The organism is Mesorhizobium sp. P2_F8, assembly GCF_056403655.1.
Genome location: NZ_JBFUFB010000005.1, coordinates 1 through 25,566 on the forward strand (window position 1 = coordinate 1; position 25,566 = coordinate 25,566).

30 protein-coding genes and 1 tRNA gene are annotated in these 25,566 nt (G+C 59.4%); 19 read left to right on the forward strand and 12 right to left on the reverse strand.

Annotated elements, in window-relative coordinates; translation table 11 throughout:
- The 4 genes from AC1DZP_RS13495 to AC1DZP_RS13510 all read left to right on the forward strand — a co-directional run.
- The coding region (locus AC1DZP_RS13495) for a rhamnan synthesis F family protein (protein ID WP_477302968.1) at positions 1-675 on the forward strand (675 nt) is incomplete at its 5' end.
- Between the two features lie 121 nt (positions 676-796).
- Entirely contained in the window at positions 797-1,765 is a 969-nt protein-coding gene (locus AC1DZP_RS13500) for a WxcM-like domain-containing protein (protein WP_477302970.1), read from the forward strand.
- 7 nt (positions 1,766-1,772) lie between these two features.
- Positions 1,773-2,183 (forward strand): GtrA family protein, encoded by a 411-nt coding sequence (locus AC1DZP_RS13505; protein ID WP_477303522.1) that lies wholly within the window; start codon positions 1,773-1,775, stop codon positions 2,181-2,183.
- A complete protein-coding gene (locus tag AC1DZP_RS13510; protein ID WP_477302972.1) occupies positions 2,176-3,771 on the forward strand; it encodes a hypothetical protein in 1,596 nt (531 codons plus the stop codon). Before AC1DZP_RS13505 ends, AC1DZP_RS13510 begins: the two co-directional genes overlap by 8 nt.
- A gap of 52 nt (positions 3,772-3,823) precedes the next feature.
- Here the strand turns inward: AC1DZP_RS13510 and AC1DZP_RS13515 are convergent, their stop codons facing one another.
- Positions 3,824-4,765, reverse strand: coding sequence for a glycosyltransferase family 2 protein (locus AC1DZP_RS13515; RefSeq protein ID WP_477302974.1), 942 nt, complete (start codon positions 4,763-4,765; stop codon positions 3,824-3,826).
- On the reverse strand, positions 4,762-5,868 hold the full coding sequence (locus AC1DZP_RS13520; RefSeq protein ID WP_477303524.1) for a DegT/DnrJ/EryC1/StrS family aminotransferase: 1,107 nt from the start codon (positions 5,866-5,868) through the stop codon (positions 4,762-4,764). Before AC1DZP_RS13520 ends, AC1DZP_RS13515 begins: the two co-directional genes overlap by 4 nt.
- A gap of 357 nt (positions 5,869-6,225) precedes the next feature.
- On the opposite strand from AC1DZP_RS13520, the gene AC1DZP_RS13525 reads away from it, so the two are divergent.
- The 3 genes from AC1DZP_RS13525 to AC1DZP_RS13535 all read left to right on the forward strand — a co-directional run bounded on the left by AC1DZP_RS13525 (position 6,226) and on the right by AC1DZP_RS13535 (position 7,766).
- Complete coding sequence (locus AC1DZP_RS13525) at positions 6,226-7,080, forward strand: ATP-dependent DNA ligase (protein WP_477303526.1); 855 nt, start codon at positions 6,226-6,228, stop codon at positions 7,078-7,080.
- 11 nt (positions 7,081-7,091) lie between these two features.
- Positions 7,092-7,382: a hypothetical protein gene (locus tag AC1DZP_RS13530; protein ID WP_477302976.1), complete on the forward strand. Its 291-nt coding sequence runs from the start codon at positions 7,092-7,094 to the stop codon at positions 7,380-7,382.
- 225 nt (positions 7,383-7,607) lie between these two features.
- Positions 7,608-7,766: a hypothetical protein gene (locus tag AC1DZP_RS13535; RefSeq protein ID WP_477302978.1), complete on the forward strand. Its 159-nt coding sequence runs from the start codon at positions 7,608-7,610 to the stop codon at positions 7,764-7,766.
- A gap of 21 nt (positions 7,767-7,787) precedes the next feature.
- Here the strand turns inward: AC1DZP_RS13535 and AC1DZP_RS13540 are convergent, their stop codons facing one another.
- A complete protein-coding gene (locus AC1DZP_RS13540; protein WP_477302980.1) occupies positions 7,788-7,994 on the reverse strand; it encodes a hypothetical protein in 207 nt (68 codons plus the stop codon).
- 110 nt (positions 7,995-8,104) lie between these two features.
- Between AC1DZP_RS13540 and AC1DZP_RS13545 the strand changes: the two genes are divergently transcribed.
- Positions 8,105-8,482, forward strand: coding sequence for a hypothetical protein (locus tag AC1DZP_RS13545; RefSeq protein WP_477302982.1), 378 nt, complete (start codon positions 8,105-8,107; stop codon positions 8,480-8,482).
- Between the two features lie 168 nt (positions 8,483-8,650).
- On the forward strand, positions 8,651-8,944 hold the full coding sequence (locus tag AC1DZP_RS13550; RefSeq protein WP_477302984.1) for a hypothetical protein: 294 nt from the start codon (positions 8,651-8,653) through the stop codon (positions 8,942-8,944).
- A 200-nt stretch (positions 8,945-9,144) separates the two neighbouring features.
- Here the strand turns inward: AC1DZP_RS13550 and AC1DZP_RS13555 are convergent, their stop codons facing one another.
- Positions 9,145-9,375 carry a hypothetical protein gene (locus AC1DZP_RS13555; RefSeq protein WP_477302985.1) on the reverse strand — a complete coding sequence of 77 codons (231 nt, stop codon included), beginning with the start codon at positions 9,373-9,375 and terminating at the stop codon, positions 9,145-9,147.
- Between the two features lie 610 nt (positions 9,376-9,985).
- Between AC1DZP_RS13555 and AC1DZP_RS13560 the strand changes: the two genes are divergently transcribed.
- Entirely contained in the window at positions 9,986-10,234 is a 249-nt protein-coding gene (locus tag AC1DZP_RS13560) for a hypothetical protein (protein ID WP_477302987.1), read from the forward strand.
- A gap of 48 nt (positions 10,235-10,282) precedes the next feature.
- Positions 10,283-10,483: a hypothetical protein gene (locus tag AC1DZP_RS13565; RefSeq protein ID WP_477302989.1), complete on the forward strand. Its 201-nt coding sequence runs from the start codon at positions 10,283-10,285 to the stop codon at positions 10,481-10,483.
- Between the two features lie 169 nt (positions 10,484-10,652).
- Here AC1DZP_RS13565 and AC1DZP_RS13570 read toward each other — a convergent pair whose 3' ends face one another.
- Together AC1DZP_RS13570 and AC1DZP_RS13575 are read right to left on the reverse strand one after the other, a co-directional pair.
- The gene (locus AC1DZP_RS13570) at positions 10,653-10,955 is read right to left on the reverse strand and encodes a hypothetical protein (protein WP_477302991.1); all 303 of its coding nucleotides are present in this window, start codon (positions 10,953-10,955) and stop codon (positions 10,653-10,655) included.
- Positions 10,952-12,439, reverse strand: coding sequence for a hypothetical protein (locus AC1DZP_RS13575; RefSeq protein ID WP_477302993.1), 1,488 nt, complete (start codon positions 12,437-12,439; stop codon positions 10,952-10,954). The genes AC1DZP_RS13570 and AC1DZP_RS13575 overlap by 4 nt, the downstream gene beginning before the upstream one ends.
- A gap of 322 nt (positions 12,440-12,761) precedes the next feature.
- Between AC1DZP_RS13575 and AC1DZP_RS13580 the strand changes: the two genes are divergently transcribed.
- Complete coding sequence (locus tag AC1DZP_RS13580) at positions 12,762-13,064, forward strand: hypothetical protein (RefSeq protein ID WP_477302995.1); 303 nt, start codon at positions 12,762-12,764, stop codon at positions 13,062-13,064.
- Here AC1DZP_RS13580 and AC1DZP_RS13585 read toward each other — a convergent pair.
- Together AC1DZP_RS13585 and AC1DZP_RS13590 are read right to left on the reverse strand one after the other, a co-directional pair.
- Complete coding sequence (locus AC1DZP_RS13585; RefSeq protein WP_477302997.1) at positions 13,061-13,318, reverse strand: hypothetical protein; 258 nt, start codon at positions 13,316-13,318, stop codon at positions 13,061-13,063. The genes AC1DZP_RS13580 and AC1DZP_RS13585 overlap by 4 nt on opposite strands.
- Before the next feature lie 278 nt (positions 13,319-13,596).
- Entirely contained in the window at positions 13,597-14,559 is a 963-nt protein-coding gene (locus AC1DZP_RS13590; RefSeq protein ID WP_477302999.1) for a site-specific integrase, read from the reverse strand.
- 420 nt (positions 14,560-14,979) lie between these two features.
- On the opposite strand from AC1DZP_RS13590, the gene AC1DZP_RS13595 reads away from it, so the two are divergent.
- Positions 14,980-15,423: a hypothetical protein gene (locus tag AC1DZP_RS13595; protein ID WP_477303001.1), complete on the forward strand. Its 444-nt coding sequence runs from the start codon at positions 14,980-14,982 to the stop codon at positions 15,421-15,423.
- On the forward strand, positions 15,420-15,896 hold the full coding sequence (locus tag AC1DZP_RS13600) for a hypothetical protein (RefSeq protein WP_477303003.1): 477 nt from the start codon (positions 15,420-15,422) through the stop codon (positions 15,894-15,896). The genes AC1DZP_RS13595 and AC1DZP_RS13600 overlap by 4 nt, the downstream gene beginning before the upstream one ends.
- A gap of 52 nt (positions 15,897-15,948) precedes the next feature.
- On the opposite strand, the gene AC1DZP_RS13605 is transcribed toward AC1DZP_RS13600, so the two are convergent.
- The 3 genes from AC1DZP_RS13605 to AC1DZP_RS13615 all read right to left on the reverse strand — a co-directional run bounded on the left by AC1DZP_RS13605 (position 15,949) and on the right by AC1DZP_RS13615 (position 18,096).
- Positions 15,949-16,353 carry a DUF2335 domain-containing protein gene (locus AC1DZP_RS13605; protein WP_477303005.1) on the reverse strand — a complete coding sequence of 135 codons (405 nt, stop codon included), beginning with the start codon at positions 16,351-16,353 and terminating at the stop codon, positions 15,949-15,951.
- A 447-nt stretch (positions 16,354-16,800) separates the two neighbouring features.
- Positions 16,801-16,876: transfer RNA gene (locus AC1DZP_RS13610), tRNA-Phe, on the reverse strand.
- Positions 16,877-17,202: 326 nt separating this feature from the next.
- Positions 17,203-18,096 (reverse strand): helix-turn-helix domain-containing protein, encoded by an 894-nt coding sequence (locus AC1DZP_RS13615; RefSeq protein ID WP_477303007.1) that lies wholly within the window; start codon positions 18,094-18,096, stop codon positions 17,203-17,205.
- A gap of 85 nt (positions 18,097-18,181) precedes the next feature.
- On the opposite strand from AC1DZP_RS13615, the gene AC1DZP_RS13620 reads away from it, so the two are divergent.
- The 5 genes from AC1DZP_RS13620 (at position 18,182) to AC1DZP_RS13640 (ending at position 24,403) form a co-directional block, all read left to right on the forward strand.
- Entirely contained in the window at positions 18,182-19,453 is a 1,272-nt protein-coding gene (locus AC1DZP_RS13620) for an extracellular solute-binding protein (RefSeq protein WP_477303009.1), read from the forward strand.
- Between the two features lie 106 nt (positions 19,454-19,559).
- Entirely contained in the window at positions 19,560-20,420 is an 861-nt protein-coding gene (locus AC1DZP_RS13625; protein WP_184872124.1) for a carbohydrate ABC transporter permease, read from the forward strand.
- Positions 20,417-21,253: a carbohydrate ABC transporter permease gene (locus tag AC1DZP_RS13630; RefSeq protein ID WP_477303011.1), complete on the forward strand. Its 837-nt coding sequence runs from the start codon at positions 20,417-20,419 to the stop codon at positions 21,251-21,253. Before AC1DZP_RS13625 ends, AC1DZP_RS13630 begins: the two co-directional genes overlap by 4 nt.
- 8 nt (positions 21,254-21,261) lie before the next feature.
- Positions 21,262-22,341, forward strand: a complete 1,080-nt coding sequence (locus AC1DZP_RS13635; protein WP_477303013.1) for an ABC transporter ATP-binding protein — start codon at positions 21,262-21,264, stop codon at positions 22,339-22,341.
- 34 nt (positions 22,342-22,375) lie between these two features.
- Positions 22,376-24,403 (forward strand): aldo/keto reductase, encoded by a 2,028-nt coding sequence (locus AC1DZP_RS13640; RefSeq protein ID WP_477303015.1) that lies wholly within the window; start codon positions 22,376-22,378, stop codon positions 24,401-24,403.
- Between the two features lie 67 nt (positions 24,404-24,470).
- Here the strand turns inward: AC1DZP_RS13640 and AC1DZP_RS13645 are convergent, their stop codons facing one another.
- Positions 24,471-25,526, reverse strand: a complete 1,056-nt coding sequence (locus AC1DZP_RS13645) for an AraC family ligand binding domain-containing protein (RefSeq protein WP_477303017.1) — start codon at positions 25,524-25,526, stop codon at positions 24,471-24,473.
- Positions 25,527-25,566 lie beyond the last annotated feature (40 nt).

The following is a 25,566-nucleotide window of genomic DNA, read 5'->3' on the forward strand; positions in this document are numbered from 1 at the left end:
ATCTATCTGGCCTTCCGGCTCAAGCGTAACCGCACGCGCTGCGATCTGTTCCTGTCCACGGACACCGACGCCAAAGCCAGACATCTTCGAGCCGTGTTTGATGACCACCACGGGTCCGTTGAAATGGCAATCGTTCCCAACAGGGGGCGCGATGTCGGACCGCTTCTTACTGAATTCCTGCCACGGCTGCTTGATGGCCGCTACGACCTGATCGGCCATGTGCACGCCAAGAGAAGCGTCGGCACGGACGCGGCTATGGGTGAGGCATGGCGCCACTTCCTTTGGGAGAACCTGGTTGGTGGCGAACACGCGATGCTCGATCTGGCTGCCGAAGTCTTCGCATCGAAACCGGCGATAGGGCTTTTGATGGCGGAGGATCCACACCTCGTCGGCTGGAACGACAACAGGGAGATCGCTGAAGATTTGGCGAGACGGATGGGCGTCGCCATGCCGCTGGCGGACTTTTTCGATTTTCCGCTGGGAACCATGTTCTGGTGCCGTCCAAGCGTGTTGCTTCCGCTACGCGAACTGGGTCTCGATTGGAACGATTACCCATCGGAGCCCGTTCCTTATGACGGCACCATCCTCCACGCGATCGAGCGCTTGATGCCGTTTGTTGCGCGCAAGGCCGGATTCGATACCGCTGGTTTGCGCGCGCCCGGCACGAGTTGGTAGCAGGAATTGGGCTGGCAGCCGAAATGCCTTCATTGCTGTCAGACGCCAGGATGCGTACATGAGCGTTCCGCGAGCATGACCGACCGTTTATCAACTGTAATATTTAGCTGGATCTGCCGAAATGATCGAACCGGATAACGTTTTCGTGCATGAAAAAGCACTCTGCGAAAGTGCGGCGATTGGCAATGGGACGCGCATTTGGGCGTTTGCCCATATCCTGCCGAATGCGAAGATTGGCGAAGGATGCAATATCTGCGACGGAGTTTTCATTGAGAACGATGTTGTTGTGGGCAACAACGTCACCGTCAAGTGCGGCGTTCAGCTATGGGACGGCGTCTTACTAGAAGACGACGTGTTCGTCGGTCCCAACGCAACGTTTACCAATGATCGGTTTCCGCGCAGCAAGGTCTATCCTGAAGCCTTTCACCGGACGATTGTTCGGAAAGGCGCCTCCATAGGCGCCAATGCCACCATTCTGCCCGGCATCGAGATCGGACCTGGCGCCATGATCGGCGCCGGGGCAGTCGTCACACGGAGTGTCCCCCCGAACGCGGTCGTAGCCGGCAACCCAGCCCGAATAAAAGGCTACGTCCAGATCGGCGGCGCCCAAATGTCCAAGCCCGTGTCGTTGACTCCGACTCAGGCTGCCATTGCGGGCGGTGTGCAGGACTTGGGCGTTGGCGGCGCCACCTTGCATGATCTTAAAGTGGTGGCCGATATGCGCGGCAGCCTTACCGCCGGCGAGTTCGAGCGTAACATTCCTTTTATACCCCAACGGTATTTCGTGGTGTTCGACGTCCCCACTCGCGAAGTGAGGGGCGAACACGCCCATAAAAAATGCAAGCAATTCCTGATCTGCCTGAAGGGGTCTGTAGGCGTACTGCTTGATGATGGCAAATCCCGCCGAGAATTAACACTGGACAGCCCAAGGATTGGCGTCTATATGCCTGAGATGATTTGGGGAACTCAGTATAAATACTCTAAAGATTCGGTACTATTAGTTTTTGCCTCTCATTTCTATGATACGAACGACTATATCCGCACGTACGATGAATTTCAGACGCTCTCCGCCAATGCAAGCTCAGACTGATCGAATGATGTCTCAACATAGCGTATGGGAAGTCATCCGGTTCCTTGCGTCTGGAACACTAAACACCGGACTTACATATCTCATATTTTTACTGCTGATTCAGCTATGCTCCCCATCGATCGCGTACACACTGTCTTATTCCGTTGGGATTGTCATCGCATATCTCTTAAATATATTTTTTGTTTTTAGATCGGGACACAGCAAGCGAATGGTAGCAGCTGTGATTGCCTCGTACCTTCTTCAGTATTTCTATGGCCTTGCAGCACTGAATATACTGATAAATTTTTTCCTGATGCCCGCGTTTTTTGCTATGGCTGTCGTAATCATTACGGCAATTCCATTGCAATATCTGATTTTGCGATCCGCTGCTGCACAAGCGCTGGCCGCCAAGATACATGAGGGAATGGACAATGACTGACGGGAGCGTTCAGAGAAGTTCGGGGTCACTATGGCTACAAGCTGCGATAGTGACGACGTTCTTCAGCGCGCTGATGATTCGGCAGTCGTTGCAACATGGCAGGTTGGCTCTCCCACCGACCTTCGATGACGTCTCCTACCTCAACCAAGGTGGGTCCTATCTTTCGATCTTCGATACTCAAGGCTTCGCCGGCGTTCTCAATACCTATCTCGCTGGCCCACCTCACGCTCCGATTTCGACCGGCGCAGCCTTCGCTGGACTTGCGCTTTTCGGCGTTCACGATTGGGTGGGAGCGGCAACGAACGCGGTCATACTTTTATTCTTCTCACGTTTATTCCTTACAGTAGCGCGAGACCTAACGATAGCGCAGTCCACGCTGCTTCTTTCGGCTCTTTGGTGCGGCCCGTATATCGGCATGGCGCTGATATGGTTTCGTCCAGACATGTTTGCTGCGCTGCTTATCGCCATCGGCACCGTCTACATCGTCACGCGAACGGACTGGGTGGCGAACCGTCGAGCGCAAATAGTCGGCGGCATCTTTTGCGGTTTGTCGCTATGGGGAAAGCCGACGATATTTCCGCTCACGCTCGCGCTTTATGGTATCGCGGTGCTGCTGACATCTCTTCCAGCCGCCTTCAACAGAGAATACAAGAAGATCCTTTATGCCGCCATGGTCGTGTTCGGCTTGGCGATAGCAGTAAGCTCGCTTTACTATGCCTTCTCCATCGATACCGTTGTTTCATATATATATACCGTGGTTTTTGGAAGCCAGGCTGATATCTGGGTTCACCCCCTTCCTTTTGTCGAAACCCTCAATTTTTACCTAACCGGATACTACGGAAAAATATCGATTGGCTGGTGGGTTTACGGCGCGCCGGTTGTCGCCCTCCTTGCCTTCATGGCCCTTTGGATAAGAGCCGACATAACTGCACTGCGAAAAGCACTATTGGTTGCTGCGCTTGTGTTCATCGCTTATATCGCAGTGACAGTTCCCACCTTTAAGGGCCCGCACGGATTTCCGTTCGCGGCTGCACTGCTGGTGTCTACAGCCCTAGCGGTCACTGTAATTGCGCGAAGCTTGCCGCGCATCTATTCGACGGCATTCTGCGCGCTGATTCTGGCGGTATCGCTCTGGCAGTTTGAGTGGGAGTTCACAATAGCACACGGATACGTCACTACAGCGCAAGCAAATAGCCGACATGCATTGGTCGATGAAATGACAGAAGTTATTGGAGACAGTGTCGACAAAAAAACTATTCTGTTTTCGACATCTTCAAACTACTCTAATTTCTCGACACTGGAATTCCAATACCGCCAGAAGGGACTTCCCCTTCCTCGCTGGAGCGTTATGCAGTTGAGCGCAGATTTCGGCGAGCATGAGCGGGGAATTCAGAAGGCGGATGTCGTCGTCGCCTATACGCCCGAATTCACTGAGGTCATCCCAAACCTACCCACCGCAAGTGCCGAGTTTCGGCAACGCTTTGTCGATGCCGTTAAGCAGAGCGGGCTATTTTCCGATCCAACGCTGATACCCAATCCCGTTTCCGGTGGGGGCATCTTGATCTTCAAGAGGATTGGGGTGCGATAATCGAATCCAACTATCTAAGCGAGTGCTGACCCGTACGAATTGATAGGACAACTCATGATCCCCTGCCTCCCGAAACGATGTGGCTGATAATGCGTAGCGGCCGCCGTTTGGTGTTTTCGGCCGTGCGCCAAATGTAGAGACCGAGAATGCCCTGCACGGTCAGAATCAGCGACCCGAGGAACAAGGTCAGCACAATCTGTGTCGCATAGCCGGCCTGGCTGATATAGCCGGTTACGCGCGCAATAAGCGTTACCACACCCATGACCAGACTTATCGTGCAGCCGATGGCTCCCAGCCAAAGAACCAGCATGATGGGCAGGTCAGAGAAGGAAAGTACGCTGTCCATCATGTAGCGAAATCGACGCGAAAAATTCCACGCGCTTTTACCGTGCAGGCGCGGTTTGCGCGCATAGGCAACGAATTCACGGCGAAATCCGACCCAAAACAGCTGCGCCACCAGCGAACTGTTGGGCTCTTCGATCGCCAACACGGCATCCAGAACCGCCCGGTTGCAAGCAAAGATGTCGACGCCGCCTTTCGGCATATCAGGCAGCACAAAGGCCCGGTAGGCGCTCCAGAACGTATTGGACAAGAACCGCGTCAGCGCCGGGTCGTTGCGGCCCTCGCGCTTGCCGAACGTGATGTCGGCACGATCGGCGGCCAGAATCCGAAAGAACTCGACGATAAGTTCGGGCGGTTCCTGAAGGTCGGCGGCCATTGCTGCGATGTATTTTCCCGATGCCTTTTCCATGCCGGTGCGGATCGCCGCGAAAGAACCGAAATTGCGGCTATGGAACACTACCTTGCAAGTATAGGGGGTTTTTGGCGCAAGCTCGACCAAGAGCTGTCCGGACCGGTCCGGAGACCCGTCGACGACGAAGACGACTTCGAGATCGCCGCCGAGTTTTGCATTGAGGCCTTCTAGAGCTGCGGCAAGACTTGGGATATTCTCGGCATTGCGGTAAACCGGGATCACGAGCGAATGGGTGGTCATCTGGCTTTCCAATCGACAATCGCCGAACAGACGCGATCGACCTCGCTGTCTGTCATGCCGGGAAAACAGGGCAGTGACAGGATACGAGCGACGCTGTCGCGCGACGCTTTCAGTCCAGACGACGACTCCCGCATCGGCAGGCCGGACCAGCCCGCTTGGTCGGGGTCGAGGATGGGATAATGGATGTCCGAAGCGATGTTGCGTTCCGCGAGAAACTTGCGGAAGCCCTGGCGATCCGCACAAAGCGCCACGGCAAGATGGACGATTGAACCGTCACGGCGGGTGATGAAACGTACCTGTTCCTTCGCCACAAGGCTGTAGCGGTCCAGGATTTGCTGACGTTCGGCGTTTTGTGCGTCGAGATGCGGCAGCATGGCCTCCAAAATCGCTGCCTGGATCTCATCCATGCGCGAGTTGCGGCCGCCGGCGAGTCTGATCTCGTATTTCGTGCTCCAACCGTATTGCTGTAGCCGCCGAATGGTGTCGGCGAGTATCGGATCGTTGGTCGCGACCGCGCCGCCATCCCCCATCGCGCCGAGATTCTTGGTCGGATAAAAGCTGAAGGTTGCAAGATCACCCAGCGCCCCGGCCTTAGTCGCGCCGATGCTTGCTCCATGCGACTGCGCGCAGTCTTCGATGATCGCCACATTTTTGTAGCCGGCCGCGTCCATCGCCGATCGCAGACCTGGCACGTCTATCGTGTTGCCGTAGAGGTGGGTTGCCACCACCGCGGCTGTGTGCTCGCTCAACCCGGCGACAGCCGATTCGATGGCCAGCAGTTGGCTGCGGACCTCGATATCGGCGTACACTGGTACCAGGCCGACCTGTCGACAAGCCGTGGTAGTATAACCTCCGGCATTGGCGACGGTTACGATCTCTGCGCCCGGTCCGCGCTGATGCGAGACGGCGCGTAGCGCCAGTTCAAGGGCATCCGTGCCGTTGGCCACCGGGATGCAAATTGAAACGCCGAGATACTCAGCGAAACGGTCGGCGAAAGACTTCTTCCTCGGTCCGTTGAGCCACCAGCCGGAGCGCAATGTCTCTAAGGCTGCTGCCTCGACCGCCGGCTGATGCGCTGCGAACAGCCGGCTGAGATCGTTCATCGGAATGGACGCGTTGGGGGTCAAGTATCACCTTTCTGGGCGCGCTAGACTCATCAAGTTGCAACTATTTCGCCGCTGCGTTCTTGGCTTATTCGAGCACAGAATTCAAACGAACTTGTCTGTGTTGACGGTCATATGCGGTGGGTGGAACTGCGACACGAATTTGCGTCGCGGCGAGTTCTGGTCATCCGCGCGCTGCGGGAGATCGTTCCTCGGTCGACGGGGGAGGCGAGAACGGACAGGCAGCGTCGTCCAGTTTCTCGAAGCCGGACGCTGGCATCTTGCCCGATACGGGCATGAGCGCCAGTTCGTCCGGCGTCTTACGTCACGCTACCGCTGACTCCGCGAGACGCACATATTCACGAGGTAAAGTTCGACGGCTACCGCTCGCAGATCGTTCTGGAAGGCAATATCGTCCGCATCTTCACCCGCCGCGGTCTCGACTGGACGTCGGAGTATCGCGATCTAGCCGCCGCTGCCGCCTTGCTCGAGGTCGAAAGCGCCATCATCGACGGCGAGATCGTGGTGCTAAACGAGGCTGGCCTGTCCGACTTCGCCGCGCTACGCACGGCGATCACTCGGCGCCAGCAAGACCTCTATTTTGTCGCCTTCGACCTTCTGCACCTCAACGGCCATGATTTGCGCGACATGCCTCTTGAGGACCGCCGCGAGATCCTGGCCGCAATGATCCCGGAAGGCGGTCGCATCCAATTCAGTCAGGCGCTGCCGGGCGATGCCAAGGCGATTTTTCATCTGGTCGACCAGGCTGGGCTGGAGGGTATGGTTTCGAAGCGGCGGGATAGCAAATACCGGAGCGGCAACTCGACGGCCTGGCTGAAGACGAAATGCTACACGATCGATGAATACCAATTGCTTGGCGTCGAGCGTGAGCCCGGTAAGCCAGCCTTCGCACTGATGGCCGATCGTGCGACCGGGAGGTATGTCGGCTCTGCGTTTATCAACTCGAGCCGCGCCGTCCGCGAACGCCTATGGAAGCGAGTCCAGGAGCACGCAGGGCCGCCTCCGAAGGGCATGAAGCGGCCGGCGGCGCAATGGGTCAAACGTGGGCTGATCGGCCGCGTGAAGCATCTGCGGGGCGAGGACGAGCTGCGCCACGCCTCGCTGCAGGATTTCAGGGAAGAGACGTATACGGCACTTGCCGGCCACTTCCAGATGAGGAATATAATCCTTTCGTTGCGGCGACCCCTTTAGCGGAGTTCGCCATGCCCAAGACCCTCGCCGACACCCTGGCCGCCAACGAATCGCTCCACGTCAATTGCGGGCATCCGGCTTGCTGCAAGTCGACAAAGCTCGACGTCCAAGCACTGATCGACAGGCTCGGGCCGGATCACGGTTCCATGCACTGGGATCTGGTCGGAATCTTCCGCTGCTCGTCGTGCAAGGCTGCGGGCCGCGACCGCCGGCCAGTGTTCTTCACCTTCGTTCCTGACTACGCGGGCATCAATGTGAAGCGGAACCGCGACTGGAAACCGACTTTCGATCCACAACGCTAGGATGGTCCGGAACCTAGCGCTTCACATAAATCTCGACAGATGGATTAGGTCGGCAAATCGCACACCAAGGCCAATTGTGAACTGGCCATCGTTGGCAGCAAAGTCCCAACCGAAGATGCCGCCCAGCCAAAAAGCAGAATGGAGAAGCGCATCAAATGACGCTAAATTAGGCGTGTTGAATAAACGTTAAGGCGGAGGCGCGGGCTTTGAGTGCCCAGGGAAGATATGACCGACAAACCTGAAACAACCTACGTTGTGAGCGTGTTCGAGAAGCCGCATTGGCGGACAGTGCTGACCACCAAGGCGAAGGCGCTGGCCTGGGCAAGGGAGATCGGCGACAAGGTTCGTGTCGAGGAGATCACGCCGAAGGTGAAGAGGCGCTAGCGCAATAGAATACCTTCCGGATCATTGGACTGTCGGCTTCGGTATGAATTTTGGCGATTGTAGATCGTAGCCCAACTTTGTTGCCTGAGCGGGCCTAAGTATGATCGGGACAACATCGCCTTCGGTCGGGAACAGTAGTAGAACGACGCCTCCGACTGCTTCACTCATGGCTACCTCCCACTTGTCGATGGCAATTGCTTGCTTCTCGCTGTTGATCTCGGCCGCCATTGGATTGCCCCATCTCTTCATTCCCCGAGGGCAGCATCGCGCAACCTGTGCGCGAAGGCAAGCTTCGCCCCCGCGCAACGGCGCGCTTAGCGCTTTGCGACGAGTTTGACGTGCGGATCGTCGGCTCGCACCTGTATCCCCAGCCGGGCGAAACCCGTGCCGTGGGCACCATCCGGCGGATCATCGATCGGCATGGCGTCGACCATGCGAGGCTTGTGCTGTGCGTCCTGGCTGAAGGCAGGGGAAACAACGCCCTGATAGATGAAACGTCGCTCTGGGCCAATAGCGACCTTTTGCGGGCATGTCCCGATCTAGTCGAGGGAAAGACGTCGGCACTGCTGGAAATGTTCGACGCGCTTCTCCAGGGGCCGATGATGGCCACCGTGAATGAGCTCCGTGGTTTCGTTCACCAGCGCCATGCTCTGGCAGGAATGATTTACCTGTACGCTACTCCGGTCGCCGCCAATCGTGTTCAAGCCGGCCGATAAGGGCAAGATGCTGAAGGCCAGGAGCAGCGAAGCCGAAAAGCGGGGCGTGAATGGTCGCCACGTTGGACTTAAGTCTGATCGGCAAAACGCAATGGTCTCATCTAAGCCGTGGCGTGGAACAGCTTACCTCTACGGTTGTTGTATCTCCGGAAAGTTCGGAGAAATCAGATGGATAGAAGCGTTCGTCAGCGCGCTGGAATGACAGAACGGCGGATTGCAATCAAGGAAGGGTATGCAAACAACGAGAGCCCGAAAGTTATAGCCACACGGCTTAACTGTAGCGTGGCTTCTGTTAAGGCTACGGCCAGCCAGTTGGGCATCACCCGCACCCAGAAAGCCGCCGCAGACTTTCGGCGCGGCTTCGCAGTCCCCGCAGAGATGCTGGTGCACTACAAGAAACTGATGGCCAACCATTTCAGCGCGAAGGAAAGTGGAAAGCTGCTGGGGTTGGTCACAGGGTGAAATCAGCGAACGCACATCGGTACCAGCGGCCCAGCGGGTAGCGCAGAAACTGGGACTTGAGTCTGAGTCCCGCCCCAATAGTCTCAGTTGCGAAGTTGCTGATGTGCCTATAGCTTAGGTCGGGGGACATCCCAAAGAGCCCATCCCGCAGTGGCCGGTGCGGCACGCCAGCATCCCAAATAGCCCAGCCGCACCGGCCATTACTCTACGGCTTGGGTAGCGCCTGGTTTATAGTCCTTTGCGATGCCGTCTAGAGCCATCCATATCTCGTCTTGACTGTCGGTGCCGCCGCTGAAAAGGGCGATGAGGCGACGCGCCAAATGCTCCCGTGCCGGGTGCGAGCCCTCAATTCCGGCTTGCTCGCAATACTCGTCTAGAATTCTGGTAAGTGTCGCCAACTGTACGTCGTCGGCCATGCCACGATTGGTCATCGCGCGTAACTCCCTTACAGGGCGAAAGCGTGATCGACTCTTTCAAGCGCTCGTTGCCTTGCTAGATCGAGCGACAAAAGAACTGTACGCTTCCGACAGTGGGTTAGCGAGTCAATTCCTGACCTTGCCGGTGTGTTCCCTTTCGGCCATCCGCCTGTTGAAGGCGGCGGCATCTTGGGCAGTATCGAAGGGGCGGGCTGTGACTACTCCATCCGTGCCTAGAATGACAGCCAGGTACGGGAGCCCGAGCACTGGCGGGCTATAGACGGCGTATCAGGGCTGACGAGTTGAAAGGCATCATTGGCTACGGTCTTGACGGCCTTGCTGCCACGCCAGAGCAGGTTGCGCATCGGGCTGTGCGACAGCAGCGACACGGAGCATGTCGAGTTCTTCAAGAGCCCCGGCGAGAAGGTCATCATTGCCCGACCGGATCAATTCGCAGATGTGCGGCCCGGATCGTCCAGCGGCGGCTCCAGCGGTGGCGGTGATCGGCCAATCTCATTCAGCCAAACCAATCGTTGGGACGGAAACTCGCCGCCTTCCAAGGAAAGCCTTGCCTCCGTGCGCCGGGCAACCGAACAGGGCATTCGTGACGCTTTGAGGTCCGTCAATGGCAGATAGGACGGGCGTCGTCTCTGATCCACGCGTGAAGGCGCTTTGCGAAGAGTTCGACGTGCGGATCGTCGGCGCGCACCTCTACCCCCAACCGGGCGAAACCCGCGCTGTCGGCACAATCCGTCGGATCATCGATCGGCATGGCGTAGAGCATGCGCGGCTCGTCCTGTGCATTCTCGCTGAAGGCAGAGGCAACAACGCCCTGATCGATGAAACCTCATTGTGGGCCGTCAGTGACTTGTAGCGGGCATGTCCCGATCTAGTCGAGGGAAAGACGTCGGCACTGCTTGAGATGTTCGACGCGCTCCCACTGGGGCCGATGATGGCCACCGTGAACGAGCTCCGTGGCGTGGTCCACCAGCGCCACGCGCTTGCCGGGATGATCTACCTCTATGCCCGCCAACTCAGGTCGGCGCCGATCGTGTTCAAGCCGGCCGACAAGGGCAAGAGGCGGAAGGTGAAGATCAGCGAAACCGAGAAACGCGCGGCGTGAGCCTAGCGATAAGCGGGTTTCTCACTATCCGCTGGCGTCGTGATGGCGTCAGCTATGGCCTGGCGAAGGTCGAATCGTTCGTATGAAAAGGGGCCGGCGCGACGCCCGCCGATACATTTCTGCCCGGGCTTTCGTCTTAGTTGCCGCAATTCTTGATTAGGAAAGCAGCCTAAAGGGCAGCACAGTGGTGCATGGTCTTGGCGAATTCGGTCATCGCGTCGGCATAGTCCCGCATTGGGTTAAGAACTGCAACGCGGGCCTTTTCGAGACGATCGGCGGCGGCCTTCCCTTCGGGCGATAGAACCGGCTCTAAGGCGAGCATGGTTTCGTTGCTTTTGTGCCTATCCGCCATGTTGTTGATGGCCTGTGCCGCCTCATCTGCGGATTTCGCCAAGACGCCACAGGCTTGCGGGGATATCTCATCGGCCGAGGCTGGTGAGGCGAGTAGTACGAAGATGAGAAATCTTTTCACCGGTAAAGCTGCGCCTCGTTTCGGAATGCTTTGTCTACAAGGGTGTTGTTGGCAAACCCTCCATCAACGTCGACGATCTCCAGGCTGATTGGCTTGTCGGCGCCGGTCCCTTCGGGGTTGTTCTCGTCACTGGGGTTCTGTTTCTGGACGGGGCTGTTGAGGAAGACGCTCGCGTAACCAGACGGCTTGACTTGGGTGTGCCCGTTTAGTTTTGCCTGGTTAGCTTTGCAATCAATGATGGCCAAGTTCATCAAGCGGCGGCTCGGATCAGCCTTAGTCAGGTCGCCTTTGAAGCATGCCGGCGTTCCCCTTTCATTGGAAGGGGCGAGCGACTTGTCATTGACCTTGTTGTTGGCGATCTCGTAATTATAGACGTCATATCGGGAAGCCGGCTTGGTCATATCTCCGGTCGGGTTCGTCAGGCTTTTGACCGCCGAGCCCGGATAGGGCGCGCCGTGGTTTACGCTCCAGTAGGAATCCCAAAAGCTGTTCGAAGTGATCGGACCGCTCATGCCCGTAGTGTTGTCGAAAGGCGCTCCTGGAGGCAGAGGTAACGCAGAGGGAGGTGGGCCGTCGGCCGCGACATCATATTTGTTGCAGTTGCTGGTTTTGCTGGCACCCTTGCGCACGTTGCTCGCCGGCCGATACCCGGGGTCTGTGTTGTTCTTCAATGATCCCTGATAGAGGTCGAATCGAACGTTAAGCCCCGTATTCACCTGGCCGAAGGTCACGCCCGTTTTAGATGTCAATGCGTTACGGTTGTAGCAGGTGCCAGAGCTTCCCCTCGCCATGCCATCCTGTATCGACGACAGTCCGTTATCGAGCAAGCCGAAATTGCCAGGGCCCGGGTTGCTGTCGACCTTCAGTACACGCAGCTCGCGGCCGTAAGTAAGACCAGCAGCAAAGGCTTGCTGGATTGTTTTGCTGGTCAACGGATCGTTCGTTTCGAACGGGTTGCACATGAAAAGCGGCACGGTTTCGCAAATCGACTGAACGAACCCGGCCACGGCTTGTGGCTGGATGTCCATTTTGTTGGCGCTGCCGATCATGCTTGCCGGAAAGATCGCTTCGAAGGCACCCGCACCATCTGCCAAGCCGGACGCGTTCACCGTCACCTCGGCAAACTGCACCGCGGTAGGGTCAGTGCTTGCCCAATTGACACCGTTGCCGTCGACACCAGCGGCGGTCAATGTGATGTCGTCGCTGGCCGGAATCCCTGTCAGGTAGGTAATGGTCACGTCGGCAAGAGTCAGGGTGTGATCATCGGCCGTTGAAAACTTGGTATTGTTGCTGAGGAGTGTGGTCGCCGCCAGATTGCCCCTGGTGATCGAATCCGCACGACCATCCAGTTCCGCCGCTATAGCAATAGCAAGAGCATCGATGCCCTTCTGCAGATCGTTGTGAAGCCCGTTGACCCGAGCCACATCGATCGCCAGCACGGAAAAGCCGATCAGAACCGGAAATAAGATGGCGACGAAGATCATCGCGACACCGCGCTGATCTCTCCAGAATTTGCGTATAGCGCGAAGCATTGCAGCAACCCCTACCCAAATGCCGCAGAAATTTTCCCCGTGCCCAAAGCATAGGCGCGACGGAGATCATCGGCAAGTAGGCCATTTGGCGATGGTTAAACTGCCACCTGAAACCAGGTCGCCCGGCCGCTGCGGGCTTCACAACGATCTGCAGAAGGGCGCAAGCTGAGCTTAGGACGTAGGCAGATAGTGAGAAACACGATTATCGCTAGGCTGCTTGTCGGTAAATTAGCGATCCCTTGACTAAGCCCTTGCTCGCTCCAGAATCCTCTACATGGTGCGCGGAATTGGCATCGGAGATCTGGTAGCTGTCACAGCGACGGTGCGACGGCGGGTTGATGACTACACCGTTAGCGTCTCGATTCCGTCCTACGATTTCCCGCACTCGATCCGCGACTCGTCCAAGGTCAAGCGCGGCCAGGAGCTAGAGTTGACTGGCGAGGTCACGCGCATTGACGAGGATAGCGTGACGATCGCCCTGGGGCCGCTTGTGACGGTTGCCATCGACAAGGTTAGGCTGGTGGAGAAATACCGCCCTCCGACCCGCAAGAAGCCGATCCGAGACATGGTCGACTAGCTGCCTTTGGCTTCCCGGAAGCCGGTCGGCGTTGTGTCCGGCGAGTAGATCAGGCCGACTTTCCTGCCGCCACACCTGCCACATTTCAGTTTTCGAACGAGGTCATCCGCCATTGCGGGCGCATCCGGTCCGAAGCGATCGCGAAGCTTCAGCAGGTCGAGCTTTTGGCTATGGTTGCAGGGCGCATAATGGCAGTGCGCCGTCACGGTCATTTTGCCGTCGATCAGAGATTGGAACGTCCAGCCATTTGCCATGCGCTCGATATAGCGCGGCGTCGGTCAGCCCGCTATGCCAGCCGTGGGCTTCAACAGCGCAGAAAGCGAGTTGAGAAGCTCCGCAGGAGCAGCAGGCGGGAATGCTAAAGCATTGAAAGATAAGGAAGCACGCCTAGCAAAGGCTACATTTTTGCCATGGCAAACGAAAAACAATCAAGGAAATCAAAAAGGCCCAAAGCGGGAGACGCTGCGAAAAAGCTTTGATTTGCTTTCATTTTCTTTCATGCTCGCCGGGGCCAAGTTCGTCGGGTTTCAGATCATAGAAACCCGTCGCCGGCATGGTCGTTGTAGCGATCCGCGCGGCGGACGTAGGTCTCGACCGATCGCGGATCTCTGTGCCGCGACACCTCCATGATACGGCTGATCGAGGCGCGGTTATCGGCGGCCGACGTGATGAAGCCCGCGCGGAGCGAATGCCCCGACAGGTTGGCTACGTCGAGCCCGGCAGCGTCCGCGTATTTCTTCACGATCAGCGCCACAGATTGAGACGTGAGGCCCCCGGCCATCACGTTGTCACCACGGCTGATCGGTCGAAAGATCGGGCCTTCGGTGATGCCGGCAGCGTCGAGCCATTCCCTGAGCCTGTCAGCAGCCGCCAGCGCCTTTCCGTTGAGGATGGCAACTGACTGGCCCTTGGCCTCCTGATCGGTCTTGGAGCGGCCGAGAAAGACATCGACGCCCTTGTCGTTGAAGGTCAGGTCCGCAACGATGATGCCGACCAGCTCGGAGCGGCGGAAGGCACCGGCGAAGCCAAGCAGCAACAATGCCCTGTCGCGCTTCCCCTGGAGCGTGTGACGCCCGACATGGGCCAAGATGCTATGGATGACGTCGGCGGTCGCTGGAGCCTTCTGGCGAGGCGCTACGCCCACGGTGCGTCGTATGCCTTTCAGGATGGCAGCAACGCCAGCATCCTCAGTCGGGTTGTCCATGCCGGCGCCGCGATGAAAGAACCGGATTGCGGCAAGGCTGCGGCCGATCGTCGACACACGCTTGCCCGCGTTGGCGAGGAAGGATGCGAAGTTCGCCACGGTGGCGGGAGATGCCGGTAGCGAGGCCCGGCTTCGCGCTGTGCACCAGTCCTGAAAGGCGCTCCAGTCGGTCCGGTAGGCGCGCATGGTGTTAGCCGATAGCGCGGCCCGGCCATAGTCGATCGCCTCGTCAGTGAGATCGGAGACGGCCGGGAGCGTGTTCGACGGTGCGACGATGCTCAGAGCAGACATAGAAACCCTCCGTGCCTAGTGATAAATGGTATTCTCGCTACGAGCGCGGGCTTATGAACCGCACGCCCAGTCCGCCAGTGGACGCCTGTCCATCCTCAAGCAGTTCGAGACCCTTTGCTCGAAAGGCCGCGCGTAGTGCGTCCAGTGTGTCGATGCGACCACGGACGATTTGATCGCCCCAACCTTCGAAGTTTCGGATCGTGTTGATCCCGACATTCGCGGAGGTCGCCAACTCTTCTTGGTTCATTCCGGCGAGCGATCGAGCCGCCCTTATCTGGTTTCCAGTCACTGGCATTTGGTCCTTTAAAATCCCTTCTTGGTTTTTTTACACAAAATATGCTTGACGGCAAGTGGCAACCACGCATATGGTTAAATTACCCAAATAGAAGGGTGCCAGAAATCATTAACGGAGACAACCCTATGCCGAACACTCGTGTTCCGGCGGCCCGCGAAGCTGTGCCCGCTGCCGAAGTAATGCCCATCCTGGGGAGATTTTCCCGCCGCGCCCTGCTTGGCGTCATTGCATCTGTCCCGGCCCTAAGCGCGGCTACAGCGGCTTCCGGCTGTACCACACCGGAAACCATCGACGACCCGCTTCTCGATGCCGTCCGTGCTTTCCGTGCTGGCATGGCCGACTTCAACGTCAACGCGCCAGACGATGACGATGAGGCCGTCGCCTATATCGAAGTGAGCTACGGGCCACCGATGGAGGTTCTGGAGGAATGGGAGCAGCCGGCAAAGACGCACAGGGGCGCCCTGGAAGCGCTCAGACTGGTCGCCGAAGAGAATAACGCATACGCGGCGAGCCCCCTCGTTGGCCCGCTGCTTGCAGCTGCCATTGCCTATTTCGAGGTGCAGTCATGAGCGCGACCATCAACCGAAAGGCGATGTCTGCATTCTTGCTGCAATGCTTAGACCCGTTGCCGGATGCCGTCCTTATCGACACGCAACACAACCATCTGATGCGCAAGGCGCGCGGCGAGAACTGGAGGAAAGCCAGTTTCGTCACCGACCTCGCCGAGGCGGAGGCGAAATATCTTTTAGCCAAAAACAATCACGCGCGGTGGGTGCTTGGGGATGCCGTCGCCGCCGACGAGGTTGAACATCGGCGCCATCGCGTGTTGAAAGGATGGCGACACGCGATTGCCGAGCAGATCCGCGCGTCCGCCCCTGATCGCCTCGCCGTCCAGTGGAAGCGTGCAGCCGCTAAGGATGATTCCTTCCTTCCGATCAAGGCAGCAGAAATCGCAGCGCTGATAGCGGCCGACGAGGCGTTTCTCGCGGCGCATCCAATCACAAAACAGCCAAGGCGCCGGGCTGTTCGATCGCGCGACTGACCTAACTCAAATTTACGCAAAGTGGCCCGCTGCCTCACGGTGGCGGGCCTACTTATTTCCGCGTCTGGACTTTGACGAACGCCCCGACCACCGCAGCAATCGTACCGCCCGCCAAAATGGTCGCAAACCATTCCGATCCGACTGAAGCCGCGTATCCGGAAATCCCTAGCGCCAGGGCCACGAACAGGAATGCGAGGATCTTGCCGAGCTGGGCGTCGTTATAAAACCGCCGCAACTCAGTCTTTTCCATCTCGCGGCGGTGCTCGATCTCCCCTTCCCAAGCAGTTACGATCCGCTCGGCTCCATTTTCAACCACGTCGTTGAAACGCGCGAGAACCTCTGGAGGAGGAATGGGAGCGTCCCATTTATGAGAATGCACCGATATCTGAGTATGGTTCTGGCCAGGAGGAGGAGGATTATTCTGCGGCTGTGATCGCTTTGCGACGGGCTTTTTCATCGGCCCGCTCACGATCCACGACGCGATACATGTCGGCGCCTATTGTCGCAAAATCGTCTCGCAAAGCTGCTGCCGGCGAGCGCCGCTTTAGCCGGCGAGGCTCGTTCATCACTGTCAGAAGTGAAGCGAGCCCATCCACGAATCCTACCCGGATTCGGAGGGCACGCGTCCTGCGTTTCTTCGATTTCATCGCGTTCACCATGCATGAAGGATATGTTCCCCGAACGTAAAAATCAAATGAAGGTTCCTTAACATCGTTGTGCCCGTAAGGCTTGTGCGAGGCTGGAGCCGTCATTTCATGTCGCGTCCATGTCGCACGGACCTGCCGATAGTCGCAGGAAACCCTTGGAAATCAACGGTAGCCAATTGCAACATGATGCGACATAGAACCCATCAAGTGGACAACTCTTCCACTTGATAAGGTCTTGAATTTACTAGGGAAAGGGCTGGTGCCCAGAGGCGGATTCGAACCACCGACACGCGGATTTTCAGTCCGCTGCTCTACCAACTGAGCTATCTGGGCCTGTTCCGGCAAACGAAATCTCGCACACCGGATATCATGAGGCACCATGGGCGCCCCTTGAAAGCGCGTGGGTTATAGCACGGGAATCCGGCCTGTCCAGCGCCCAGATGGCGATTTCAGACAGGAAATGAGACGCCGTGCAGTGGCCCGGTTCCGGTACCGAGGCGATGGCCGGAACGGCGTGCGGCGCGGTCCCATTTCGGCCGGCGGCGCCCTTGTGCGCGTTGCCGTCGCGGACCGCAACGGCGCGACCCGTCTTTTAGCCGGCGATCAAGATGCGCCAATGCATTCGCGGCGCCGGGCAAGCACCGCCAGGTCTCCGCATTCTATCTGGCGCCGGGCATGCCCCTGCGAAAATCGGAGGGCGACATACCGGCCAGCTTGCGGAACGATTTGTTGAAGGCGCTGAGCGAGCCGAAGCCCGAATCCATGGCGACGCGGAGCACATTGGCGTCCTGATGCATCAACAGCGCCTGCGCGTAGCTCAGCCGCAAAAGGTTGACATACTCGTTGAGCGTCATGCCCGTCGATTTCTTGAACAGGCTCATGGCGTATTTGGGATGGATGTCGGCTGCCGCCGCGATGTTCACGCAATCGATGTCGTAGAGGAAGTTCTCGGCGATGAAATCGCACATGCGCCCGACGTTGCGCGACGACTGCTGGTCGAAGGCGCTGCCCGTTTCCTGGCCGATCGGGGTTGCGGATACGAGCCGGTAGGGCTCGAACCGCACCCGCTCCAGCCGCAGCAGCAATTCGTTGACGGCGTGTTCCGCCTTGGCCTGGTCGCCGGACCGGGCGTAGCGGTTCCAGCGCTCGAAATTATGGTTGTCGGAGGGGTCGGTGGCACTCGTCACCAGTGTGGCACCCGTCATCAGCCGGTGCCGGATGTCCGTGGGCAGGTGCAGCCGGAAAAAATGCACCAGCGGCAGATGCGCTCCGGCATAGACGGCGTCGTCGGACAAATCGTCCATCTGGTGCGGCAGGCCACCCCAGAACAGGCACATCTCGCCGGCAGACAGCGAAATCTCGTGGTCGTTCATGCGGTAATGCACGCTGCCGCGCACGATGAAATTCACTTCGACCTGGGCATGCCAATGCGGTTTGAGCATCACCAGAGGACTGGTGTGAAACATTTGCAGCAGCAGCGGCAGGCCTTCCACGCTGCTGGCGCCAGGCTGATAAAACGGCCGTTCCGACATCTTACTTTCCGCCAATTTCATATTCCCTTTGACGGCGACAGGCCCTGCCCACCGCATAGTCTAGCCACGCTCACAGTGAGAGAGCAAATGGAATGGGAGGATTTCAATGCGCATCACAATGACCTGCGCCGCGCTCGCGCTCGCCCTGGGCTCTGCCCCGGCCTTTGCGCAATCCGGCGAAATCACGATCTGGAGCTGGAATGTCGCGGCTTCATCGCTGAAGGCGACCGTTGCCGGCTTCAACAAGCAATTTCCCGACGTCAAGGTGACGGTCCAGGATCTCGGCAACCAGCCGACCTACGACAAGTCGATCGCCGGCTGCGCCGCCGGAGGCGTCGGCCTGCCCGATATCGTCACCATCGAGAACGGCGAAGCCGAGAATTACTGGAGCCAGTTCCCCGACTGCTTCGTCGACCTGCATACGCTGGGCTATACCGCCGAGGACCAGAAGAAATTCCCCGACTTCAAGCGCACCGAGCTCGAAGTCGGCGACAAGGCCTATGCAATGCCGTGGGATTCGGGTCCAGTGGCGGCCTTTTACCGCCGCGACTTCTACGAAAAGGCCGGCGTCGATCCGGCATCGATCAAGACCTGGGACGATTTCATCGCCGCCGGCAAGAAGATCCAGGCTGCCAACCCGGGCGTCTCGATGACCAATGCGGATTTCAACGGCGACAGCGAATTTTTCCGCATGATTTCCAACGAACAGGGCTGCGCCTATTTCGCCGAGGACGGCCAGTCGATCACGATCAACCAGCCCAAATGCGTCGATGCCATGACCAAGGTCAAGGAGATGAAGGACGCCGGCATCGTCTCTTCGGCCGACTGGGGCACCAAGATCACCAACAACACCGCCGGCACCGTCGCCACCCAGGTCTATGGCGGCTGGTATGAAGGCACCATTCGCACCGAATCGTCCGGTGAAAACGGCAAATGGGGTGTCTACCTGATGCCGAGCCTCACCGCCGACGGCCCGCGCGCCGCCAATCTCGGCGGCTCCTCGCTTGCCATCACCTCGGCGTCCAAGAACAAGGAGGCCGCCTACGCCTATCTGAAATACACGCTCGGAACCAATGAAGGCCAGATCACCATGCTGAAGGACTTCGGCCTGGTGCCCTCGCTGGTGTCGGCGCTCAATGACCCCTATGTCGCGCAAGGCCTGCCCTACTGGGGCGGCCAGGCGGTGTGGAAGGACATCCTCGGCACCTTGCCCAAGGTCGTCCCGAGCCGCGGCACGCAATTCCAGAGCGACGCCGAAATCATCGTCCGCGCCGTGCAGACCAAATATCTGGCCGGCGGCTACCCCGACGCCAAGGCAGCACTCGACGATGCCGCAAGCCAGATCGCCGCGGCGACCGGATTGCCCGTCAAATCTTGATCTGGACCGAGACGGTCCCGGGCGGCATTGATGCTGTCCGGGGCCGAACGCGCCACGTGTCTCGGCACGGGCGCGCCACCCCCTTGAACGCGGAAAGGAGGCTACAATGCGCTATCAGAATGCCACGGCGTATCGCTTCCTCGCGCCGTATCTGCTGATCTTTGCAATCTTCTGGGTGTGGCCGATCATCGATTCGTTCATGATCTCCTTCCAGGCGACACGTACCGTGCCATGGCGGTTCGCGCCCACCTTCAACTGGGGCCGGTTGATCGGCGACCCCGCCTTCTTCAACGCCCTGAAGAACACGCTGCTCATCCTCGTCATTCAGGTGCCGGTGATGATCACGCTGGCATTGGTGATGGCGGTGCTGTTGAACTCGCCGCTGCTCAAGGCGCGCGGCCTGTATCGCTTCGCCTTCTTCGCCCCGGTCGTGGTCGGCGAAGTTGCCTACTCGGCGGTCTTCCGGCTGATGTTCAACCTCAATTTCGGCATCATCAACAAGCTCTTGAACAGCGTCGGCCTGCCCAGCGTCGACTGGTTTTCCAACGTCACGCCGGCGATGGCGCTGATCATGATCGCGGTCACCTGGCGCTGGGCCGGCTACAACGCCATCATCCTGCTCGCCGGCATGCAGTCCATCCCCGAAGATGTCTACGAGGCGGCGACGCTCGACCGCGTCAGCAAGCTCAAGCAGTTCTTCTTTATCACTCTGCCGCTCTTGAAGCCGGTCATCGTGTTCTGCCTTGTGCTGTCGATCATCGGCACCATGCAGCTGTTCACTGAGCCCTTCCTGATCACCGAGCGCGGCGGACCCGGCGGCGGCACCGAGACGCTTGGCCTGTTGCTTTACCGCCAGGGGTTTCGATCGCTCAACTTCGGCTACGCGTCGGCCGTCGCCTACACCATGGCCGGGCTGGCGATCGCGATCACGCTGGTGCAGCTGTGGCTGACGAGGGAACCGAAATGAGTTCGCTTTCCTCCGCCAGGCTGGGACGCAGCATCGCGCTGCATCTGTTCCTGACGCCGCTGGCGCTGATCTGGCTGTTTCCGCTGTGGATGATGGTGGTGTTCTCGACCATGCCGGACAACGGCATCTTCAGCCCCGGCATCGAGCTTTTGCCGCATGGCAATTTCATGGACAATTTCAACAATCTGCAGCGTGACACCGACTTCGTCGGCGCCATCGGCATTTCGGTCTCCGTGGCGGTGACCTACACGTTCCTGTCGGTGCTGCTGACGTCGATGGCCGGCTGGGCGCTGGCCCGCTACAGGTTCGTCGGCAAGGGCGTGGTTGTCGCCATCATCCTCGGCACCATCACGCTGCCCTATGCGGTGGTGCTGATCCCGCAATTCATCATGGTGGCGCGCGATTTCCAGCTTGCCAACACCTGGGTGGCCCTGATCGTGCCGCCGCTGTTCAATTCGCTCGGCGTGCTGTTCATGCGGCAGAGCTTCTCGATGATGCCGGACGACCTTTTCGATGCGGCGCGCGTCGAGGGGGTGAAGGAATGGCGCATCTTCCTCTTCGTCGCACTGCCCTTGGCGCGGCCGATGCTGGCGGCGCTCGCCATCATCCTGTTCCTTGCCTCCTGGAACAACTATTTGTGGCCGCTCCTGATCAACAGCCAGCCCGGTTCGATGACGGCGCCGGTGGCGCTCGGCACGCTGATCGGCCTCACCAAGGTGTCGTGGGGCGGCATCATGGCGGGCGCGGTGATGCTGACGGTGCCGATGCTTGTCGTCTTCGTGCTTCTGCAGCGCCATTTCATCGCCGGCATCGCCGCCGGCGCGATCAAGTAAGGGACAGCATGGCGACAGTCACGCTCAACAATGTCATCAAGCGCTTCGGCGTCTTCGAGGTCGTCCATGGCGCCAACATCGACGTCAAGGATGGCGAGTTCGTCGTCTTCGTCGGCCCCTCCGGCTGTGGAAAATCGACGCTGCTCAGGATGATCGCCGGGCTCGAGGACATCAGCGGCGGCGAGATCGCCATCGGCGGCAAGCTCGTCAACGATGTCGAGCCGGCCGACCGCGGCATCGCCATGGTCTTCCAGTCCTACGCGCTCTATCCGCACATGAGCGTCGAACAGAATCTGAGTTTTGGGCTCAGGATGACCGGCAATCCGAAGGCCGACACCGACCGGCGCGTCAAGAGAGCCTCAGAAATCCTGCGCATAAATGAGCTGATGAAGCGACGTCCCAGGCAATTGTCGGGCGGCCAGCGCCAGCGCGTCGCCATTGGCCGCGCCATCGTGCGCGAGCCGCAGGTGTTCCTGTTCGACGAGCCGCTGAGCAATCTCGACGCCGAGCTCAGAGTGCAGATGCGGGTCGAGATATCGCGCCTGCACAAGGAACTCGGCACCACCATGATCTATGTCACGCACGACCAGACCGAGGCGATGACACTCGCCGACAGGATCGTCGTGATGCGCGCCGGCCATATCGAGCAGATCGGCCGGCCGCTCGATCTTTATGACAATCCCGACAATCAGTTCGTGGCGGGTTTTGTCGGCTCGCCAAAGATGAACTTCATCAGCGGCCGCATTGTCGGGCACGATGTACATGGTGTCGTGGTCGAACTGGCGGGTCAGGAGAAGACCCGTATCGCGCAACCGCTGACGGGTGCCGCACCCGAAGCAGGGAGCAAGGTCATGGTCGGGGTGCGTCCCGAACATTTCGGCAGCGCCGGAGAGGGCGACACCGACCTTGTGGTGCGCATCGACGTGGTCGAGCACCTGGGCGGCACAAGTTTTCTCTATGCCAGAACGGCGAACGGTGACGACGTGGTGATCCAGCGCGACGCGGCAAACGTTCCCGATGCGTCCGAGATCACCGTTTCCATCCGCAAATCCTACCTGTTCGATGAAAAAGGGCTGCGGCTGCGCTGACGGCCGCCGGTTCCAGCCTTCAAGGAGAATGACAATGACTTCAACAACGCCCATTCGCTGGGGCATTCTCGGCCCGGGCAGCATCGCCCAGGCCTTTGCCGGTGGCGCGGCCGCTTCGCGCACCGGCAAGCTCGTTGCCATCGGCGCGCGCAACCCCGCCAAGCCAGGTCTCGCCGAGAGTTTCCCCGGCGCCCGCATCGTTGATGGCTACGATGCCTTGCTCGCCGATCCCGACATCGACGCCATCTACATTTCGATACCGCATCCCGGCCACGCGCAATGGGCGATCAGGGCGGCGGAAGCGGGCAAACACGTGCTTTGCGAAAAGCCGCTCGCGCTAACCGCCTTCGAGGCCGACGCCATGATCCATGCCGCGCGCAAGGCCGGCACCTTTCTCGGCGAAGCCTTCATGTACCGGCTGCATCCGCAGACGCTGAAGCTGGTCGAACTGATCAGATCGGGCGTCATCGGCGATATCAGGATGATCAAGTCGAGTTTCGGCTTCGCCATGCCTGGCTTCATGCCGGAGCATAGGCTCTATGCCAACGATCTTGCCGGCGGCGGCATTCTGGATGTCGGCGGCTATCCGGTCTCGATGGCGCGGCTGATTGCCGGGGCGGCGGCGGGACTCCCCTTCGCCGAGCCGGACAAGGTGGTTGGTACGGCCCACCTTGGCCACTCCGGTGTCGACGAATGGGCTTCGGCGGTGCTGCATTTCCCGGGCGGCATCATCGCCGAAGTTTCCTGCAGCATCTCGCTCAACCAGGACAATGTGCTCAGAATCTTCGGCACCAGGGGCCGCATCGAGGTGCCGGACTTCTGGTTCGCCGGCGGCGACCGCAACGTCGGCCTCGGCCGGATCGACGTGATCGGATCCGATGGCGCGCGTGAGACCATCAGCGTCGACGAAAAGCGCCATGTCTATTCTTTCGAGGTCGACGCCGCCGGTGAGGCTATCCTCGCCGGGCGCCAGGAATTCGCCTGGCCGGGCATGGACTGGGCCGACAGTCTCGGCACCTTGCGCGTCCTCGACAGATGGCGGGCGGCGGCGGGCCTGGAATACGGGATCGAGAAGGCCCCGCAGCGCACCAACACCATCTCCGGCCGGCCTTTACGCTCCGGCGGAACGGCGATCGCCAAGCGCACCATTCCGGGCCTGTCGAAGCCGGCGTCCGTGGTGGCGCTCGGCTTCGAGGATTTCCGCACCTTTTCTTCCGGGTCGATCCTGCTCGATGCCTTTTTCGAGGCCGGCGGCAATCTCTTCGACACCGGCTATGTCTACGGCGGCGGTTACACCGAGGCGCTGCTTGGCGAGTGGCTGAAAAACCGCGGCGTGCGCGCGCAATCGGTGGTCATCGCCAAGGGCGCGCATTCGCCGCTCTGCTATCCCGATGTGATCGGCAAGCAGCTTGACCAGTCACTCGACCGCCTGCAAACCGACCATGTCGATGTCTATTTCATGCATCGCGACAACCCCGATGTGCCGGTCGGCGAATTCATCGATGCGATGGATCGCGAGGTGAAGGCAGGCCGCATCCGCGGCCCGTTCGGCGGCTCGAACTGGACGATGGAACGTATGGACGAGGCTATTGCCTATGCAGAGCGGACCGGCAAACAGAAGCCCGGCGCATTGTCCAACAACTTCTCGCTGGCCGAAATGCTGGAGCCGATCTGGGCCGGCTGCGTGACGTCCTCGACCGATGCGTGGAAGACGTGGCTGGCCGCCCGGCAGATGCCGAACTTCGCCTGGTCGAGCCAGGGGCGCGGCTTCTTCACCGACCGCGCCGGCCGCGACAGGCACGACAATGAGGAACTGGTGCGGGTCTGGTACTCAGAGCGGAATTTCGGCCGCCGCGACCGGGCGATCGAACTTGCCGCGCGGCTGGGCAAGAGCCCGATCCATATTGCACTGGCCTATGTGCTAAATCAGCCTTTCCCATCGATTCCGCTGATCGGGCCACGCACACTGGGCGAGTTGGATGACAGCCTGCGCGCACTCGACATCACGCTTTCGCCGGCCGATCTCGAATGGCTGGATGGCGGCAGGCTGCACGCTGCCTGATGCATGTCGCCCAGAAGTGCGCGGCGGTTTTGGTCGACATGCATGAAACCACGATCCCAAGGCGGCGTCAGGTCTCGTCGTCCGGCACGCTGGCGCCGCGTCTGGCCGGGGTTCTCATGCTGGCATACATGCCGGTGGTGCGGAATTGGCTGGGCGTGATGCCATAGCAGCGGCGGAAGACCTTCGAAAAATAATTAGCGTCGTCGAAGCCGCACAGGATGGCGACTTCCTTCACCGGCAGGAAGTCCACCTTGGTCAGCAGCTTCGCCGCGCGTTGCAGGCGCTGCTGCAGCACGAACTCGGCGGGCGGCAGGCCCTCGCTCTCGGCGAAACAGCGTGAGAAATGGGCCCGGCTGAGGCCACTGATCTGGACCAGGTCCGCCACCTGCAGCGGCTTGTCGAGATTGGCACTGATGTGATCGATGACCGGCTGCATCGCACTCTGTTTTTCGGCAAAGGCATGCGAGCCGAAGACATCGTCATAGAGCGCCATCGCGGCTTCGTAGGCGACGGCGGAAGCAGCACCCGGCGATGCGGCGCCCTTAATGAGGCGCAGGCTGCAATCGGCAAGATGGTCGATCGTCGCCGGCTGCAACCGAAACACCGGACCCGAGGTGCCGAGTATGGATTTGTGGATGCGAAGCGCCTCATCTCCGTTCATCGAAATCCAGAAGTATTCCCAGCGTTCATCCTTGGCCAGCCAGTAGCGGTGGTTGTGCGGCACCAGCACCAGCAATGTGTCGTTCTTCTGCAGGCGGTAGTTCCGGTTCTCATAGCGCAGCCGGCCGGTCCCGCTGATCGTGTGCTGGAGCACGGTGAACGGTGTCTGGCCGCGCTTGCGCCCGTCCCAGTCGTAGATCTCGTCCTCGCGCACTTCATAGCCCGTGCTCGTCGGCATGGCGTGCAGGCGCTGGCGGCCACGCGGCAGCGAGATCGTGCGCATGGACTGTCCGTTGGCTATCAAATCCTGCAGCACAAAATTACCCTTGAAAGCACAATCCTTCTCTGGTCGTGCTCGCGAATAAGCGCATACTCCCCCTCGAAAAGCGAGAGAGATCCGCAATCGAGGAGCGGACAGGGAGGTTGGCAGGCCGGATTCCGGTCTGTCGCGCATACATGTCATGGTATGTGGCTGAACCTTCCCTTGTCGTTCCTTGCCTGCC